This window comes from Neorhizobium sp. T6_25 (assembly GCF_002968555.1).
Lineage (GTDB): Bacteria > Pseudomonadota > Alphaproteobacteria > Rhizobiales > Rhizobiaceae > Neorhizobium.
Window position 1 is genome coordinate 1 of record NZ_PVBL01000041.1, and the last position, 17,298, is coordinate 17,298.

Annotated in this window: 19 protein-coding genes and 1 pseudogene; 10 read left to right on the top strand and 10 right to left on the bottom strand. The window is 63.1% G+C overall.

The annotated features are described in order from the left end of the window. From C5L10_RS34635 to tsaD, 5 genes and pseudogenes are all read right to left on the bottom strand, one after another. Positions 1–161, bottom strand: a pseudogene (locus C5L10_RS34635) (methyltransferase); the annotation flags it as partial. A gap of 7 nt (positions 162–168) precedes the next feature. Continuing rightward, positions 169–609, bottom strand: a complete 441-nt coding sequence (locus C5L10_RS31730; RefSeq protein WP_105432948.1) for an EVE domain-containing protein — start codon at positions 607–609, stop codon at positions 169–171. A gap of 8 nt (positions 610–617) precedes the next feature. Continuing rightward, positions 618–908 (bottom strand): YciI-like protein, encoded by a 291-nt coding sequence (locus tag C5L10_RS31735; RefSeq protein WP_105432949.1) that lies wholly within the window; start codon positions 906–908, stop codon positions 618–620. 37 nt (positions 909–945) lie between these two features. Further along, positions 946–1,932 (bottom strand): NAD(P)H-dependent glycerol-3-phosphate dehydrogenase, encoded by a 987-nt coding sequence (locus C5L10_RS31740; RefSeq protein WP_105432950.1) that lies wholly within the window; start codon positions 1,930–1,932, stop codon positions 946–948. Continuing rightward, positions 1,929–3,026 carry a tRNA (adenosine(37)-N6)-threonylcarbamoyltransferase complex transferase subunit TsaD gene (gene tsaD, locus C5L10_RS31745; RefSeq protein ID WP_105432951.1) on the bottom strand — a complete coding sequence of 366 codons (1,098 nt, stop codon included), beginning with the start codon at positions 3,024–3,026 and terminating at the stop codon, positions 1,929–1,931. Before tsaD ends, C5L10_RS31740 begins: the two co-directional genes overlap by 4 nt. A gap of 71 nt (positions 3,027–3,097) precedes the next feature. On the opposite strand from tsaD, the gene hemC reads away from it, so the two are divergent. The 6 genes from hemC (at position 3,098) to C5L10_RS31775 (ending at position 9,007) form a co-directional block, all read left to right on the top strand. After that, entirely contained in the window at positions 3,098–4,027 is a 930-nt protein-coding gene (gene hemC / locus C5L10_RS31750) for a hydroxymethylbilane synthase (RefSeq protein WP_105432973.1), read from the top strand. 4 nt (positions 4,028–4,031) lie between these two features. Next, positions 4,032–4,742 (top strand): uroporphyrinogen-III synthase, encoded by a 711-nt coding sequence (locus C5L10_RS31755; protein WP_105432952.1) that lies wholly within the window; start codon positions 4,032–4,034, stop codon positions 4,740–4,742. A gap of 90 nt (positions 4,743–4,832) precedes the next feature. Further along, positions 4,833–6,083 carry a COG4223 family protein gene (locus tag C5L10_RS31760; RefSeq protein WP_105432974.1) on the top strand — a complete coding sequence of 417 codons (1,251 nt, stop codon included), beginning with the start codon at positions 4,833–4,835 and terminating at the stop codon, positions 6,081–6,083. Between the two features lie 15 nt (positions 6,084–6,098). Continuing rightward, entirely contained in the window at positions 6,099–7,724 is a 1,626-nt protein-coding gene (locus C5L10_RS31765; RefSeq protein WP_105432953.1) for a heme biosynthesis protein HemY, read from the top strand. Between the two features lie 22 nt (positions 7,725–7,746). After that, positions 7,747–8,226 (top strand): TerB family tellurite resistance protein, encoded by a 480-nt coding sequence (locus tag C5L10_RS31770; protein ID WP_105423404.1) that lies wholly within the window; start codon positions 7,747–7,749, stop codon positions 8,224–8,226. Positions 8,227–8,239: 13 nt separating this feature from the next. After that, on the top strand, positions 8,240–9,007 hold the full coding sequence (locus tag C5L10_RS31775) for a glutamine amidotransferase (protein WP_371412017.1): 768 nt from the start codon (positions 8,240–8,242) through the stop codon (positions 9,005–9,007). On the opposite strand, the gene C5L10_RS31780 is transcribed toward C5L10_RS31775, so the two are convergent. Then, positions 8,995–10,254 carry an MFS transporter gene (locus C5L10_RS31780; RefSeq protein ID WP_105432954.1) on the bottom strand — a complete coding sequence of 420 codons (1,260 nt, stop codon included), beginning with the start codon at positions 10,252–10,254 and terminating at the stop codon, positions 8,995–8,997. The two genes, C5L10_RS31775 and C5L10_RS31780, sit on opposite strands and share 13 nt — an antisense overlap. A gap of 141 nt (positions 10,255–10,395) precedes the next feature. On the opposite strand from C5L10_RS31780, the gene C5L10_RS31785 reads away from it, so the two are divergent. Next, complete coding sequence (locus C5L10_RS31785; protein WP_245446871.1) at positions 10,396–10,686, top strand: YggT family protein; 291 nt, start codon at positions 10,396–10,398, stop codon at positions 10,684–10,686. Further along, the gene (locus tag C5L10_RS31790; protein ID WP_046665092.1) at positions 10,683–10,997 is read left to right on the top strand and encodes a DUF167 domain-containing protein; all 315 of its coding nucleotides are present in this window, start codon (positions 10,683–10,685) and stop codon (positions 10,995–10,997) included. Before C5L10_RS31785 ends, C5L10_RS31790 begins: the two co-directional genes overlap by 4 nt. 4 nt (positions 10,998–11,001) lie before the next feature. Here C5L10_RS31790 and ppa read toward each other — a convergent pair whose 3' ends face one another. The 3 genes from ppa to typA form a co-directional block, all read right to left on the bottom strand. Next, on the bottom strand, positions 11,002–11,535 hold the full coding sequence (gene ppa / locus C5L10_RS31795; RefSeq protein WP_046605240.1) for an inorganic diphosphatase: 534 nt from the start codon (positions 11,533–11,535) through the stop codon (positions 11,002–11,004). Positions 11,536–11,682: 147 nt separating this feature from the next. Beyond that, positions 11,683–12,189 carry a GNAT family N-acetyltransferase gene (locus C5L10_RS31800; RefSeq protein WP_037081530.1) on the bottom strand — a complete coding sequence of 169 codons (507 nt, stop codon included), beginning with the start codon at positions 12,187–12,189 and terminating at the stop codon, positions 11,683–11,685. 202 nt (positions 12,190–12,391) lie between these two features. Then, complete coding sequence (typA, locus tag C5L10_RS31805) at positions 12,392–14,215, bottom strand: translational GTPase TypA (RefSeq protein ID WP_105432976.1); 1,824 nt, start codon at positions 14,213–14,215, stop codon at positions 12,392–12,394. 102 nt (positions 14,216–14,317) lie between these two features. Between typA and C5L10_RS31810 the strand changes: the two genes are divergently transcribed. Further along, the gene (locus C5L10_RS31810; RefSeq protein ID WP_172717287.1) at positions 14,318–14,506 is read left to right on the top strand and encodes a hypothetical protein; all 189 of its coding nucleotides are present in this window, start codon (positions 14,318–14,320) and stop codon (positions 14,504–14,506) included. Between the two features lie 64 nt (positions 14,507–14,570). Here C5L10_RS31810 and C5L10_RS31815 read toward each other — a convergent pair whose 3' ends face one another. Continuing rightward, a complete protein-coding gene (locus C5L10_RS31815) occupies positions 14,571–16,661 on the bottom strand; it encodes a M3 family metallopeptidase (RefSeq protein WP_105432956.1) in 2,091 nt (696 codons plus the stop codon). A 189-nt stretch (positions 16,662–16,850) separates the two neighbouring features. Between C5L10_RS31815 and C5L10_RS31820 the strand changes: the two genes are divergently transcribed. Next, positions 16,851–17,273, top strand: a complete 423-nt coding sequence (locus C5L10_RS31820; protein ID WP_105404564.1) for a hypothetical protein — start codon at positions 16,851–16,853, stop codon at positions 17,271–17,273. Positions 17,274–17,298 lie beyond the last annotated feature (25 nt).

The window sequence follows — 17,298 nt, forward strand, 5'->3', positions numbered from 1 at the left end:
GCCCAGAACGGGGGCGGCAGGCCGATTTCCTCCAGGTCCTCTTCCGTCTTCAGCCAGAGGTCATGCGCCTCGCTGGCCAGGTGCAGTCGGATTTCCGGCACATGCGGCGGGCTCATGAGAACCGTGTTCTCGAGGATGAAGGTCCGGGGATCGGTCTTCAAGGTCGCTTCAGGCCGGCGATTTCGGCGGATTGTCGAGACCGCCGAGTTTGCAGATCTCGAAATATTCCTCGTCGGTCACCGGCTGCACCGAAAGCCGCATCGAGGTCACCAGCGACATCCTCTCGAACTTCGGGTTCGCCTTGATATCCTTCAGCGTCACCGGCGTCGGCATGTCGGTCACCGCGCGGATATCGACGCAATCCCACTTCGGATCGCCTTGTGCCGTCGAATCGGGATGCGACAGCGCACAGACCTCGACGATGCCGACGATCTCCAGCCCGTCATTCGAATGGTAGAAGAAACCCTTGTCGCCGATCTTCATGGCTCGCATGTTGTTGCGCGCCAGGTAGTTTCGCACGCCGGTCCATTCGGTGCCCTTTTCGCCCGCCGCCTTCTGCTGTTCCCAGGACCAGGACGACGGTTCGGATTTGTAAAGCCAATATGCCATCCGTCGCCTCACTCCGGCTTGTTGAAGACCCAGTTCCAGGCCTTCACTTCGACCTTCTCGAAAAGGCCGGCCAGGTAATAGGGATCGGCTTCGGCGATCACGCGGGCGGCGGCCATGTCGGCGGCTTCGACGACCACGAGGCTGCCGTTCGGCTTGCCGTCGTCATCGAGGAACGGGCCCGCGAACTTCAGCACACCCTCGGCATTGAGCTTGTTCAGATGCTCCAGATGGGTGGGGCGGGTTTCCATCCGGACGTTCAGATGGCCGGGCTTGTCGGTGCACAGAAACGCAAACAGCATCAGTCTCTCCTTGCATGATCCTATTGGGAAAACGGTCTTATTCCGTGGTGATCGGCCGGGTCATCAGCTGTTCCATGGCCGTCATGATATCGAGCTTGCCGTCGATGATATCGGCCACCGCGTTGGTGACCGGCAGTTCGACCGAAAATTTCTTGCCCAGACGCGCCGCGACGGATGCCGCAAACGCCCCTTCGACCAGGGGTCCGCCGGCTTGAGTGCCCTCGCCTCTGCCGAGCGCGATGCCGAAACGCAGGTTGCGCGATTGATGGCTGGTGCCGGTCAGCACCAGGTCGCCGAGGCCCGACAAGCCCCGCACCGTATCCGCATTGCCGCCCATCGCCTCGACCAGCCGCGACATTTCCGCAAGGCCCCGCGAAATCAGTGCGGCGCGCGCCGATTCGCCGAGCCCGGCGCCTTCGATGATGCCGCAGGCTATCGCCAGCACGTTCTTCAGCGCGCCGCCGAGCTGCACCCCGATCCGGTCGCTGGAAGCATAAAGGCGGAAGGTGCGACTGGAGAGCGCGTTGGCGAGTCGTTCCGCTAATGCCTCATCCCCCGCCGCAATCGCCATCGCCGTCGGCAGGCCGCGGGCGATATCGGCCGCAAAGCCGGGGCCCGAAAGCACCGCGACCGGATGATGCGGCAATTCCGCCTCCAGCAGTTCGGTCAGCAACCGGCCTGAAGACTTGTCGATGCCCTTGGCGCAGGTGACGACCACCGCGCCGTCGGCAAGATAGGGACCATAATGCCGCGCCGCATCCGCCTGCGCCTGCGAGGGCATGGCAAAGAGCACGAGGCTCGCCTCGCCGATGGCATCTGGCTCGGCGGAAAACTCCAGCGCATCCGGCAGGGGCACGCCGGGAAGGGCGGCATCATGCACCCGGTCGTCGCGCAGATCGCTCATCAGCGAAGGATCGCGGCCGATCAGGGTCACCGGATGCCGGCCTTCCAGCGAAATCACGGTGGCAAGCGCGGTCCCGAAGGCACCGGCGCCGATGACGACGATTTTCTCCGCACCGCTCATGCCTTGGCTCCTCGCTTGCCGGACCCGAGCAGGGTCTTGGCGTCCTTGTCGAGCGGCCAGCGCGAGCGCGGCGCCACGTCGAAACCGTCCGTTGGCAGTTCCTCCGCCATCCGCTCGAGCCCCGCCCAGGCGATCATCGCCGCATTGTCAGTGCAGAGCCTCAGCGGCGGCGCGATGAAGCGGAAGCCGTTCTCGATGCAGAGCGCCTGCAGCGTCCGGCGGATTTCCTGGTTGGCGGCAACCCCGCCGGCGACGACCAGCGCCCGGTCGACATCGAGATGCGCGAATTCCTGTTTAAAGCGGGCCAGCCCGCGGCCGATGCGGTCGCGCAGCGTGCGGGAAATCGCCTTCTGGAACGAGGCGCAGATATCGGCGACATCCTGATCGCTCAAGGGCGCGATCTCGGTCGCCGCCTGGCGCACCGCCGTCTTGAGGCCGGAGAAGGAAAAATCGAGCCGCGCTTCGCCGACCAGCGGCCGCGGCAGCGAGAACCGGTCCGGATTGCCCTTCAGGGCCGCCTTCTCGACAGCCGGCCCACCGGGATAGGGCAGGCCGAGCAGCTTTGCCGTCTTGTCGAACGCCTCGCCCAGCGCATCGTCGATCGTCGTGCCCCAGCGCTCGTATTCCCCGACCCCGCGCACCAGCACGAGCTGGGTGTGGCCGCCGGAGACGAGCAGCATCAGGTAGGGAAAGGAAAGCCCGTCGGTTAGCCGCGCCGTCAGCGCGTGGCCTTCGAGGTGATTGATCGCCATCAGCGGCTTGCCGGCGGCCCGCGCGATCGCCTTGGCGGTCATCAGCCCGACGATAAGCCCGCCGATCAGGCCCGGTCCGGATGTCGCGGCGACCGCATCGATCTCGTCGAGCGACACATTGGCGCGGGTGAGTGCTTCCTCGATCAGGCCGTCCAGCGCCTCGACATGCGCGCGCGCGGCGATCTCCGGCACGACGCCGCCATAGGCGCTGTGTTCGTCGAGCTGCGACAGCACGATGTCGGAGAGGATTTCACCGCGGCCGTCTTCATGGCGCGCGACGACGGAAGCCGCCGTCTCGTCGCAGCTAGTTTCAATGCCGAGGATGCGAAGAAAGGTCGCCATACGCCTATCGATAATTGCGATGCCGGATAAACCGGTCTACGAAAGCCTCCGGTAACAATGGAATGACGCGGATGCAAACAAAACCTTTCCGGATCGGCACGCGCGGCAGTCCGCTGGCGCTCGCCCAGGCTTCCGAGACGCGTGCACGGCTGATGACGGCGCACGGCCTGCCGGAGGACATGTTCGAGATCGTCGTGTTGTCGACGACAGGCGACCGGATCACCGACCGGTCGCTTTCGGAGCTCGGCGGCAAGGGCCTGTTCACCCAGGAGCTGGAGGAAGGACTGATCTCCGGCGATCTCGATTTCGCCGTGCATTCGTCGAAAGACATGCCGACCAAGCTGCCCGAGGGGCTGCGTCTCGCCGCCTACCTGCCCCGCGAGGATTTTCGCGATGCGTTTATCGGCCGCACCGCCCATACGCTTGCCGCCCTTCCCGATGGCGCCACTGTCGGCTCCTCGTCGCTGCGCCGCCAGGCGCTGATCCGCCGCATCCGTCCGGACATCGAGGTCATCACCTTCCGCGGCTTGGTCGAAACGCGGCTGCGCAAGCTGAGCGAGGGCCAGGTGGATGCGACCCTGCTCGCCTATGCCGGCCTCAAGCGCCTTGCCAAGCAGGATGTGGTCACCGAACTGCTCGACCCGCAGGACTTCCCTCCGGCACCGGCGCAGGGCGCAATCTGCGTCGAAAGCCGTGTCAGTGACGCGCGCATCGATGCGCTTCTCGACCCGATCAACGACCGCCCGACCTATGACGCGGTCTCCTGCGAACGCGCCTTCCTGGCAGCCCTCGACGGCTCCTGCCGCACCCCGATCGGCGGTTACGCCATCTGCGAGGGCGACCATCTGAAATTCTCAGGGCTGATCCTGACGCCGGATGGCCGAAAGGAACATTCGATCGAGACCGAAGGCAAACGCGCCAACGCGGAAAAACTCGGCCGACAGGCCGGCGAAGCCGTCCGCGCGGCAGCCGGCCCCGATTTCTTCGAAGGCTGGGCGTAAAGCGATGCGGGTCGTCGTTACCCGCCCCGAAAGCTCGGCCCGGCGCACTGCCGAGCGCCTGCAAGACCTCGGCCATCAGCCGGTCCTGCTGCCGCTGACCAGGGCGATCCATCATCCGAAAATTGCCGAGGCCGCGCTCGCCAGCCCCCATTCGGCGCTGGCCGTCACCAGCGCCGAAGCCCTCCGCGTGCTGTCCGCGTTGGGCGAGCGTCTCATCCCATCTCTCGGCCAAACCCTCTACGCCGTCGGCGAAACAACGGCAAAGGCTGCCGAAGCTGCCGGCTTCCGGAATATTCGCCGCGGGCCTGGCACAGGCGCCGAACTCGCAAAGATCATCGCAAGCGATGCACCTTCGCTCGACGCTCCGCTGCTCTACCTTGCCGGCAGGCCGCGGTCGCCAAAATTCGAAGATGGCCTGCATGCGGCGGGGGTGCCGTTCGTCGCCGCCGAAATCTACGAAATGAAACCCATAGCCTACGATGAAGCTCTTATTCGCGGCACTCTCCTCGATCCGCCGGCGGATGCCGTGCTTCTCTACTCGCGGGAAAATGCCCGGCTTTTCTGCGATTTCGCTGCGCCGCACCTTCAGGAACTCGCGTCCCTGCAGTTGCTGTGCCTCAGCGACAATGTCGCCGAAATCATTCCGCGGGAATTTCATAGAAATATCAAGATCGCCAGCCACCCTGACGAGGATGGGGTATTGGCACTCCTTTAGTCGAGGTGTGGCGCCAAAATCCCGCCCGCCCCTTTCTTTCCGAAGACCCACCCACTAGTTTCCTGTGAGCGCATGCAAAAAGAGGTCGAGATGGTACCGGAACAACCACCCCGCCGATCCAAGACGGACAAGGAGCCGGTCACGATCGACTTGACCGCCGAGCAGTCTGATGTCGTCGCCGAACCCGTCCGCAGCAACGACACCGACGAAGCGATGAGCACGACTGAGCCCGCCGAAGACGTTTCCGCAACAGCCGAAGAGCCGACCAAACCCGAGCCCACGGAAGAACCGGAACCCGGCTCCTCGGCCGCAGACGAGCCGCGTTATGACGATCCCTGGTCTGCCGCCGCCCAGAGCGAACCGCAACCCGCAACCGTGGCGCCCGAACCAGAGTCGACACCCGCCCCGCACCATCGCCCGAGCCCTGCCACGTCGACGCTGATCGCGGCCGGCATTTTCGGCGGCATCGTCGCGCTGTTGCTGGCCGGAAGCATGCAATATGCCGGTTACCTGCCCGGTGCCACGCCAGCCCCGACGGCCTCCAACACGGCCGGCCTCTCCTCCGAGATCGCCGCACTGCGCCAAGAAATCGCAGCGCTCAAAAATCGGCCTGCCGCAGCAGCGGCCCCCGATGCCGCGCTCGCCAACCGGGTCGCAGCCCTTGAAACCGCGCCCAAGGCAACGGGCGGCGCCAGCGAACAGGCGCTTGCCACGCTAAAGGCCGATCTCGACCGGATTCGCGCCACCGTCCAGTCGGCGGCGACCGCTGATTCCGGTCTCGCCCAGCGCCTGGACCAGGCCGAGGCCAAGCTGAACGACCGCGGCCCGGAACAGCAGGTCGCCCGAGCCGTCGCAGCCGCCGCCCTCAAGGCCGGTATCGATCGCGGCGGCCCGTTCGAAACCGAACTGCAGACCTTCGTGACCGTCGCCGGTGACGATCCCGCCGTCGCCGACCTGCAGAAATTCGCCTCCGCCGGCGTGCCCGCCCGCGCCGAACTGCAGCGCGATTTCCCCCGCATTGCCGATGCCATGCTGGAGGCGACCGTCCAGTCGGACCCGAACGAGGGCGTTGCCAGCCGGCTGCTTTCCTCCGCCATGTCGGTGGTCAAGGTCCGCCGGGTCGGCGACGTCCAGGGCGAGACGCCGGATGCGGTCGTCGCCCGCATCGAAAATGCGCTGCGCAACGGCGATCTCCAGGCCTCCGCCCGTGAGTGGGATGCGCTGCCGGAACCGGCAAAGGCGGTTTCCCGCGATTTCAAGCAGAAGCTCGATGCCCGCATTCAGGTGGAAAATCTCGTGGGCGGAACGCTGACGCGCGCCGTCGCCGGCACCCAAGGCTGAGGACGGAAGAACCGGATGGTCAGACTTTTCATTTTTCTCGTTGTGGTGCTGGCTCTCGGCTGGGGTTTCTCCTGGCTTGCGGATCGCCCCGGCCTGATTTCCATCACCTGGCAGGACCACCTGATCGAAACTAGCCTGATGGTGGCCGCGACCGCCATGGTCGCGCTGATCGGCCTTGCGATGCTCCTCTGGTGGATCGTCGGCGTGATCTGGACCTCGCCCTATTCCGTCCGCCGCTATTTTCGCGCCCGCAAGCGCGACCGGGGTTACCAGGCGCTGTCGACCGGCCTCATCGCCGCCGGCGCCGGCAATGCGCTGCTCGCCCGCAAGATGAGCCTGCGCACCCGCGGACTGATCAGCGCCGACCAGGAGCCGCTGATCCATCTCCTCGAAGCCCAGGCAGCCCTGATCGAAGGCAAGCACGACGAAGCGCGCAAAAAGTTCGAGCAGATGGCCGAGGATCCGGAAACCCGCGAACTGGGCCTGCGCGGCCTCTACATGGAAGCCCGCCGGCTCGGTGCCAACGAGGCCGCCCGCCAATATGCGGAAAAGGCCGTCGAGCATGCGCCCTACCTGCCCTGGGCCGCCCAGGCGACGCTCGAATCCCGCAGCCAGGCCGGCCGCTGGGATGATGCGATCCGCCTGCTCGACCAGCAGCGCATGGCCAATATTCTTGAAAAACCGCAGGCCGAACGCTGGAAGGCCGTGCTTCTGACCGCCAAGGCAAACGATCGGCTGGAGGGTGATCCGAAGGGCGCCCGCGACGATGCCATGGCGGCCTTGAAGCTCGCCAAGGATCTGGTGCCCGCTGCCGTCATCGCCGCCAAGGCCTGGCTGCGCGAGGACAACGTCCGCAAGGCGGCATCCACGCTCGAAGGTGTCTGGAAGCTCGGGCCGCATCCGGAAATCGCCGGCGCCTATATCCGCGCCCGTAGCGGCGACAGCACCGTCGACCGGCTGAAACGCGCCGAAAAGCTTGAAGCGATGCGCCCCAACAATGTCGAATCGCTGCTGGCCGTGGCCCAGGCCGCACTCGATGCCCAGCAGTTCAAGAAGGCACGTGCCAAGGCGGAAGCCGCCGCCCGCATGCAGCCGCGGGAGGCCGTCTACCTGTTGCTCGCCGATATCGAGGAAGCCGAAACCGGCGACCAGGGCCGCGTTCGCCACTGGATGGCGCAGGCGTTGCGCGCACCGCGGGGCCCCGCCTGGGTCGCCGATGGTTTCGTCTCGGAAAAATGGCTGCCGCTCTCTCCGGTGACCGGCCGGCTCGATGCCTTCGAGTGGAAGGCGCCGTTCGACCAGCTCGAAGGCCCGGTCGAGGAAGGTTCGCTCGCGGCCGACACCGCGATCGCCAGCCTGCCGCCTGTGACGGTCAGCGAGGCGAAGACCGACACGGCGACAGAAGAGCCCCCCAAGCCCATTCTCGTCGAGGTCAAGCCGGCCCCGCAGGAGGCAAAGCCTCCTCAGAAGGAGTTAGCTGTTGCAGCAAAAACACCAGCCCCGGCGAATGTGACGCCGAAGGACGGAAAATCCCCTGAAAATGAGGAGGAGCCCGTTCCCTTTTTCGGCCGCCCGCCGGATGATCCGGGTGTGAAAGATCCCGATGCCGCGCAGCCCGCAACGAGGCTCCGGCTGTTCTAGAATGGCGAGGGCCTGGAGATAGATGTTAGATCGCATTCAGGCCTTCCTCCAAACTCTGACAGGGTCCCACCATACGCAGGAATTCGCCTCCGATGACCCCCGGGTGGCGTTTGTCGCGCTCTGTTTCCAGGTCATGGAGGCGGATGGCAACGTCTCGCCCCGGGAACAGCAGAAGTTTCGCGACCTGCTGCGCGAACGTTACGACTTGAGCGAGGATCGCCTGAAGGCGTTGATCGAGATCGGCCATCAGGCCGGCAGCGAGGCGGTTGACTATTACCGCTTCACTTCCGATCTTAGAAAACATCTCGTCGACGAAGAGGACCGCGTCGAGCTTCTCGGCATCCTCTGGGATATCGTTTATGCCGACGGCCAGCGCAGCGAGATCGAAGATCACGTGATCTGGAGGATCGCCGATCTTCTGGGCGTCTCGGCGCGCGACAGGGTTCTGGAGCGCCAGCAGGCCGCCGCCCGTGCAACCGGAGGAGATGAGGGAGGAGACTGAGGACGTTGTTGAAATGCTGATGTTTCCCTCCCGTCACACCCGAAAACTTCCCGTGCTGATCGTGCTGCACCAGGAGCGCTCGTCGCCCGGACGCGTCGGCCAGATGCTTTCCGACAAGGGTTTCCCTCTCGATATCCGCCGCCCCGTGCTCGGCGATCCACTGCCGGACACCATGGCGGATCACTCCGGCGCGGTGATCTTCGGCGGGCCGATGAGCGCCAGCGACCCGGATCCGTTCGTCCGGACGGAGATCGACTGGATCGGTGTTCCGCTCAAGGAGAACAAGCCCTATCTCGGCATCTGCCTCGGGGCGCAGATGATGGTGCGCCATCTCGACGGCACGGTCGCCGCGGAGAAAAACGGCCTCACCGAAATCGGCTGGTATCCGCTACGCGCCACCGAGCACGGACGGCTGCTGATGAAATGGCCGAAAATGGTCTATCACTTCCACCGCGAAGGCTTCGACACCCCGCGCGGCGTGCAGCTGCTTGCCGAAGGCGACGCTTACCCAAATCAGGCGATCCGCTACGGCGACAATGCCTGGGGCCTGCAGTTCCATGCGGAACTGACACGGGCCATGATGCAGCGCTGGGTCGTGCACGGCGCCGAGCGTTTCACCATGCCGAATGCACAGGCCGGTCGCGATCATCTGGAGGGCCGGATGATCTTCGATGCGCCGCTCAAGGAATGGCTCTGGAATTTCCTCGACCTCGTCTTCGAGCCGCAGGCCCACGGCGAACAGATCGGACACGGCCGACAGCCGGCGCTTCAGGCCGGCTGAACCGATCTCTCTTCCCGGTCCGGCGCCTCGAGACTGTCGATCCTGCGCAGCTTCGGGAAGCTCATCGACCAGATGACCGCGACGGCCAGCGTGCCGATACCGCCGATCACCACGGCCGGTACGGCGCCGAAGATCGAGGCCATCGTCCCCGCGCGGAACTCCCCGAGCTCGTTGGACGCGCCGACGAACACCATGTTGACCGCGTTGACCCGGCCGCGCACCTCGTCCGGCGTCCAGAGCGCGATCAGAGTCTCGCGCACATAGACAGAGATCATGTCGGACGCTCCCATCAGCATCAGCGCCGAGATCGACAGCCAGGGCGTCACTGAGAGACCGAAGACCAGCGTGCCGATGCCGAACAGCCCGACGCCGATGAACATCGCCAGACCGGCATGGTGGCGGATCGGATAAAAGGCGAGGTAGATCGCGACGACGATCGCCCCGACGCCCGGTGCTGCCCGCAGCATGCCGAGGCCCCAGGGGCCGAGTTCGAGAATGTCACGCGCAAAGATCGGCATCAGCGCCACCGCGCCGCCGAGAAGGACCGCGAAGAGGTCCAGCGAGATCGCTCCGAGCACGATCTTTTCCCGCGAGATGAAATGGAAACCGGCCAGGATCTGGCCCCAGCTCACCTTTTCCGCAGCGTTGCGCTGCGGAGGTTTCGGGATCATGAACACCAGGGCGGCGGCGAGGATGAGGAAGACCAGTGCGACCGAATAGGCGGAAACCGCGCTGATGCCGTAAAGCAGGCCGCCGGCAACCGGGCCGAGGATCGCCGCCGTCTGCCAGGACGAGGAATTCCAGGCAACTGCGTTCGGCAGGTCCTGTTCCGGCACCAGATTGGGACCGAGCGACTGGACCGCCGGTCCCATGAAGGCCCGTTCGATCCCGAACACGATCAGGATGCCGAACACCGGCCAGGGCGAAAACGAATGGGTGACGGTGAGTGCCAGAAGGGCGCCGGCGCAGAGCGCCCCGACCACCATGCAGATCGCCATGATCACGCGTCGGTTATAGCGGTCGGCGACCGAACCGGTGACGAGGATCAGGAGCAGCGATGGCAGGAACTGGAAAAGGCCGATCAGGCCGAGATAGAGCGGATTGCTCGTCTCGTCGTACATCTGCCAGCCGACCGCGACGCTGATGATCTGGATCGCAAAAGCCGAGAAAAGTCGGGAAAAGAAGAAGCGAGTATAAGATGAGTGCCGGAAGGCGGCGAAACGATCGCCCGAGGCAGAAATGGACATGAGGCAACACTTTCAGCGGAGCCGGAAGCCGGCAGCGTGCCCGCCGCCCGTTAAACATGAATCGGATGAGGCGCGGGCGCGGCACTTGCCCGTTAGTTCGCCAATGTCTACATGTCTGTCAACAAAGAAATGGAGACGTTAATGCTCGCCCTGTTTCAGACCATCGATTTGGCCTTGAACCTCTATACCTGGGTGCTGATTGCCAGCGCCATCTTTTCCTGGCTCTTTGCCTTCAACGTCATCAATTCGCGAAACCAGTTCGTCGATGCGGTCGGTCGTTTCCTCTTCGCCGTCACCGAACCGGCGCTGCGTCCCATCCGTCGCATCATGCCGGACCTCGGCGGCATCGATATCTCGCCCGTCATCCTGCTCCTGATCATCTTCTTCATTCGCTCGCTGATGTGGACGTCGATCTATCCGCTGGTTGCGTGAGCGGCGCCTATAGCAAGCATTCCGACCATCTGCGGCTCGCAATCCGGCTTACGCCGAATTCGGGCCGCAATGCTGTCGAGGGCATGGAGACCGCCGCCGATGGCGAGGTGTTCCTGAAGGCACGCGTCACCGCCGTGCCGGAGGACGGCAAGGCCAACAAGGCGCTGATCCTGCTGCTGGCCGATACGTTCCGCCTTCCCAAATCCTCCATTTCGATCCTCTCGGGCGAAACCGCGCGCAAAAAAATCCTCCGGATCGATGGCGATCCGGAGGATCTGGAAGAGAAATTCAAAAAGGTGCTGAAGGCCTGACGGGTTACTTGCTTGCCTTGTAGCGCTCGATGGCTTCGACGATCAGCGTCTTTGCCACGTCGACATTCTGCCAGCCGCCGATCTTCACCCATTTGCCGGGCTCCAGATCCTTGTAATGCTCGAAGAAGTGCTCGATCTGCTTCAGCGTGATCTCGGGCATGTCCGTGTAGTTCTTGATCTTGTCGTAGCGCTGGGTCAGCTTCGGAACCGGCACGGCGATGATCTTCTCGTCCTTGCCGCCGTCGTCTTCCATGATCATTACGCCGATCGGGCGCACGTTGATGACGCAGCCCGGAACCAGCGGACGGGTGTTGCAGATGAGGACGTCGATCGGATCGCCGTCTTCCGAGAGCGTGTGCGGTACGAAGCCGTAATTGCCCGGATAGGTCATCGGCGTGTAGAGGAAGCGGTCGACGACGAGAGCGCCGGCTTCCTTGTCCATTTCGTACTTGATCGGCTGGCCGCCGACCGGCACTTCAACGATGACGTTGACGTCTTCAGGCGGATTCTTGCCAACGGAAATTGCATCGATACGCATTCTGGTCCCCGGTGAGGTTCGACAAAGTTAAGCGTCGATAGCGGGAATCATGCTGCAAGGCAACAAGGCTTTGACGCCAATGTTGAACCGCACTACGCGCCGCAACACTAGAAAGCGTTCAAATTCAGGAGGTTGAAGGCTGACCGTTCAGGACCAGACGAAACCGATCTTGCGGAGCTGAGTGCCGCCAAAATCCTCCATGCCTTCGGCAAGGTCCACGCCGCCGTGCCGGCGGAAGAAACGCGCCGCGTGCTCGCTGTCCTCCAGGCACCAGACGACGAGGCCTTCGCAGCCGAGCGACTTCAGGAGCCGGCGGCTTTCGCCGAAAAGGCGGCGACCAAGGCCGATGCCCTGAAATTCCGGACGCAGATAGATCTCGTAGACCTCGCCGTCATAAGGCAGGGCACGGGCCCGGTTGAGGCCAATCGTGGCGTAACCGGCGACCTGGTCGGCGACATCGAGCACCAGCAGGGTCGCTGGACCGCGGGTCGCCTTGCGCCACCATGCCTCGCCCCGGCGCTCCAGCATCTGGGTCAGCGGCTTGTGGGGAATGAGGCCTGCATAGGCCTGGGTCCATGCCTGGCGGTGCGCCTCGGAAATGGCGCGAGCGTCTTGCGGTTCGGCCCGCCGGACATCGATCGATAACGTTTTCATAACGTTTACTCTAGGCCCTGATGCTGGCAATCCGCCATTCCACCAATGTGTGTAGAGCGGATTGCCCACAGACTTCTCATGTGGACGACGCGGCAACGTTAACGTGTTTTTAACCTTTGCGACAAGGGTTGCCGGGTCTCAGGCACAGAAAAAAACCCGGCATTTCTGCCGGGTTTTGAAAGGCTCGGAGCTGCTGTCGAAATCAGGCGATTTTCGCCTTGCCGAAGCGCTTGCGGTCGTTGGCGTCGAGATAGGTCTTGCGCAGCCGGATGTTCTTCGGCGTCACTTCCATCAGCTCGTCGTCCTGGATCCAGGACAGCGCACGATCGAGCGTCATGCGGATCGGCGGGGTCAGCCTGACGGCTTCGTCCTTGCCGGCAGAACGGATGTTGGTCAGCTGCTTGCCCTTGAGGACATTGACCTCAAGGTCGTTGTCTCTGCTGTGAATGCCGATGATCATGCCCATATAGACCTTTTCGCCCGGCTCGATGATCATCGGGCCACGGTCTTCCAGGTTGAACATCGCATAGGCAACGGCCTCGCCGGCCTGGTTGGACAGAAGCACGCCGTTGGTGCGGCCGCCGATCTCGCCCTTGTAGGGCTGGTAGTCGTGGAACAGGCGGTTCATGATCGCCGTGCCGCGGGTATCGGTCAGAAGTTCCGACTGGTAGCCGATCAGGCCGCGGGTCGGCGCGAAGAATACCAGGCGAACGCGGCTGCCGCCGGACGGACGCAGCTCGGCCATTTCGGCCTTGCGCTCGGACATCTTCTGCACGACCACGCCGGAATGCTCCTCATCGACGTCGATGACGACTTCCTCGATCGGCTCCATCAGCGTGCCGTCCTCGGCCTTGTGCATCACGACGCGCGGACGCGACACGGCAAGCTCAAAACCTTCGCGGCGCATGGTTTCGATCAGGACGGCGAGCTGCAATTCGCCACGGCCGGAAACGTAGAACGAATCCTTGCCCTCGGCTTCCTCGATCTTCAGCGCGACATTGCCTTCGGCTTCCTTGAACAGGCGGTCGCGGATGACGCGGCTCGTCACCTTGTCGCCTTCGGTGCCGGCAAGCGGGCTGTCGTTGACGAGGAAGGACATGGTGACGGTCGGCGGGTCGATCGGCTGCGCATGCAACGCCTCGGTAACCGAGGGATCGCAGAACGTGTCGGCGACAGTGCCCTTTGAGAGGCCGGCAATGGCGACGATATCGCCCGCATGCGCTTCCTCGATCGGCGTCCGCTCGATGCCGCGGAAGGCGAGGATCTTGGAGATACGGCCGGTTTCGACCGTCTTGCCGTCCTGGGAGAGCACCTTGACGGGCTGGTTCGGCTTGATCGAGCCGGAATGGATACGGCCGGTGATGATGCGGCCGAGGAAGGGGTTGGCTTCGAGCAGCGTGCCGATCATGCGGAACGCGCCGTCTTCTTCACCGACGCTCGGCTCAGGAACGTGCTTCAGGACCAGGTCGAGAAGCGGGGCGAGACCCTGATCCTTCGGACCTTCCGGATTGACGTTCATCCAGCCGTCACGGCCGGAACCGTAGAGGATCGGGAAATCGAGCTGTTCGTCGGTCGCGTCGAGGTTTGCGAAGAGGTCGAAGACTTCGTTGATGACTTCCTCGTGGCGGCCGTCGGGACGGTCGATCTTGTTGATCGCGACGATCGGGCGAAGGCCGACCTTCAGCGCCTTGCCGACCACGAACTTGGTCTGCGGCATCGGGCCTTCGGAGGAGTCGACGAGAACGATCGCGCCGTCCACCATCGACAGAATGCGCTCGACTTCGCCGCCGAAGTCGGCGTGGCCGGGGGTGTCGACGATGTTGACGCGAACGCCCTTCCACTCGATCGAGGTCGCCTTGGCAAGGATGGTGATGCCGCGTTCTTTTTCGAGATCGTTGCTGTCCATCATGCGCTCGGTGGTGCGCTGGTTGTCACGGAACGAGCCGGACTGCTTCAGGAGTTCGTCGACAAGAGTGGTCTTCCCATGGTCGACGTGTGCGATGATCGCGATATTTCGCATTTTCATGTTTTGAATCTCTGAGCTCTTGGCGCGGCAACGGGAGGCGGCACCCAATTCGTTTTGCGGCCTCATACCCTGTTTTTCGCATTTGCGAAAGGGGTGAGCGCGATGATGGTTGATGGCTGTTTCGCCACCAGCCCGCTGCGCCTCAAGAGGGGGGCCAAGAGGAGCGGCAGGAAGGCGGTCGCCACGATTGCAATGAAGGCCATGGCCACGCCGAGCCAGATTGACCCCTCGCGCGACTGCCGCCAGGTCGATGTTGCGATCCGGCGCTACGGTATTACGACCGCCGCATGACAGGCCGATGATCGGCAAATCTTCGGCCCTATTCTATCCCGGAAGACCCGGAATCGCAACGCGCTCAGGCGTCGCTGCCGGAGAGCTCCTCGACCATCGCGAGGCCCTTTTTCTTCAGCATCGCCTTCGGGTCCGGTAACTTTCCGCGGAACGCCTTGTAGGTCTCTTCCGGATCGATCGAGCCGCCGACGGAGTAGATGTTGTTCTTGAGCTTGCGCGCCATGACCGGATCGAAGGCGTTGCCGGTTTCCTCGAAGGCGGAGAAGGCGTCCGCGTCGAGCACTTCCGACCACATGTAGGAATAGTAGCCCGCCGAATAACCGTCGCCCGAAAACACGTGCTGGAAATGCGGCGTCGCGTGGCGCATGACGATCGAGGCCGGCATGCCGATCTCGTCGAGCACTTCCTTCTGCACCGCCATCGGATCTTCGATCGCTCCGCGGGTATGAAACGCCATGTCCACCAGCGCGGAGGAGGTGAATTCCACCGTCGCGAAACCGGCGTTGAAGGTGCGGGCCGCCAGCACCTTGTCGAGCAGCGCCTTCGGCATCGGCTTGCCGGTTTCGTAATGCACGGCATATTTCTCGAGGATTTCCGGCACGGTCAGCCAGTGCTCGTAAAGCTGCGACGGCAGCTCGACGAAATCGCGCGACACGCCGGTGCCGGAGACCGACGGATAGGTGACATCCGACAGCATGCCGTGCAGCGCGTGGCCAAATTCGTGGAACAGGGTGCGGGCGTCGTCGATCGACAGCAGGGCCGGCTTGCCTTCGGCGGGCTTGGCGAAATTGCAGACGTTGTAGATGATCGGCAGTTCGCCAGTCGCGCCGTTCTTCAGGGGCAGCTTATGCTGCGACTGCAGGGAGTTCATCCAGGCGCCGGAGCGCTTCGAGGACCGGGCGAAATAATCACCGAGGAACAGCGCCTTCAGAGAACCGTCCCGGTCGCGGATCTCGAACACCCGCACATCCGGATGGTAGGCCGAAACACCCTTAACCTCGACCGCCTTGATGCCGAACAGGCGCTCGGCGACATCGAAACAGGCCTCGATGATCTTTTCGAGCTGCAGATAGGGCTTCAGCTCCGTTTCGGAGAAATCGAAGGTCCGCTGCCGCAACTTCTCGGCATAATAACGCCAGTCCCACGGCATGACCTCGTGGTTCTTGCCCTCCTCGGCGATCAGGCCGCCGAGGCTCGCCTCTTCCTCCAGCGCCTTGGAGCGTGCCTTGTCCCAGACCTGACGGAGCAGCGTATTCACCGCATCGGACGTCTTCGCCATCGTGTTGTCGAGCTTGTAGGCCGCGAAATTTTCGTATCCGAGCAGTTTTGCTTTTTCCGCCCGCATCGCCAGCGTTTCGCGCACGATGCCAAGATTGTCGGTCTCGCCGCCGTTTTGTCCGCGCGCCGCCCAAGCCCTGAAAGCCTGTTCGCGCAGGTCCCGGCGGGTCGAGAAGGTGAGGAACGGCTCGATGATCGAGCGCGACAGCGTCACCATATACCCGTCCGCCTCGCCGCGTTCGCGGGCCGCGGATGCCATGGCATCGCGCAGGAACGCCGGCAGGCCACCGAGCTCGGCCTCGTCGGACAATTTCAGCGACCAGCTCTTCTCGTCGCCCAGAACGTTCTGGCCGAACTTGGCGCCGAGCCCGGCAAGTTTCTCGTTGATATCGGCAAGCCGCTCCTGCTCGGCCTTGGCAAGCTTGGCGCCGGCCTTGACGAAACCCTTCCAGTGACGTTCCAGCACCCGCTCTTCCTCGAGCGTCAGGCCCAGTTCCTTGCGATTGTCCCAGAGCGTGTCGATGCGGGCAAACAACGCCGCGTTCATGCCGATCTTCGAATAATGGCGGGACATTTTTGGCGCGATCTCGCGCTCAAGTGCCTGGATATTCTCGTTGGTATGGGCACCGGCCTTGCCCCAGAACAGCGCCGAAACGCGCGACAGGGCATCACCTGCGGTCTCCAGGGCAACCACCGTGTTGGTAAAGGTCGACTCTTCCGGATTGTTGGCGATCGCATCGATCTCCGCTTCGTGGGCGGCAAGCGCTGCGTCGAAGCCGGGGGCGAAGTCCTCGTCCTTCACCTGATCGAAGCGCGGCAGGCCGTGATGACCGTTCCAGTCCACCAGGGCAGGGTTCACCAGAAGATTAGACGACATGAATATATATCCTTCATAACGATGCTTCGCCATTCATATAGGAGAAGGCGGCGGGAATGGGTATGCGCCCGTCCATTTTCGTTTTTCAGCAAGAAATCATACACAACAATTAACGGTTATTAACCATTTGACGCAGTGCAGTAATCAAAGGTAGTTTTGACCCAGTATCCGATGAAACAGGATATAGCCATGGAAATCAGTTCCTTGCGCTGGTCTACCAACTTACTGCAAAGAGACCATTCTCGAAACAACAAGGTCGAGAAATCTTCCGAGCATGGAAGTCGGCAGAGCCAGATCACCTTTCAGGTGCCCGACGCGGATGAATCGCCGATTGATTTTTCGGCGATCACCCCGCGCGATCTGCGCGCGCTCGCGCTTGAGAACTATCAGGCCGGCAAGATCGACCAGGACACATACATAACGCTGTCCGAAGAACTTCCGACACACGCCGTCGATGCTCAGGGACAGTTGATGGACCTGTCGCAGGTCACCGACGAAACCGGCTTCAACTTCCACGACTATTACCGTAACCAGCTTGAAATCGCCATGTCGCTCGGCGACACGTCCCGCGCCAACGTCCTTCGCGCGGTCATGGCTTTCATCGAAGTCTGATCGGCCAAGCTTTAGCCGCGTATCA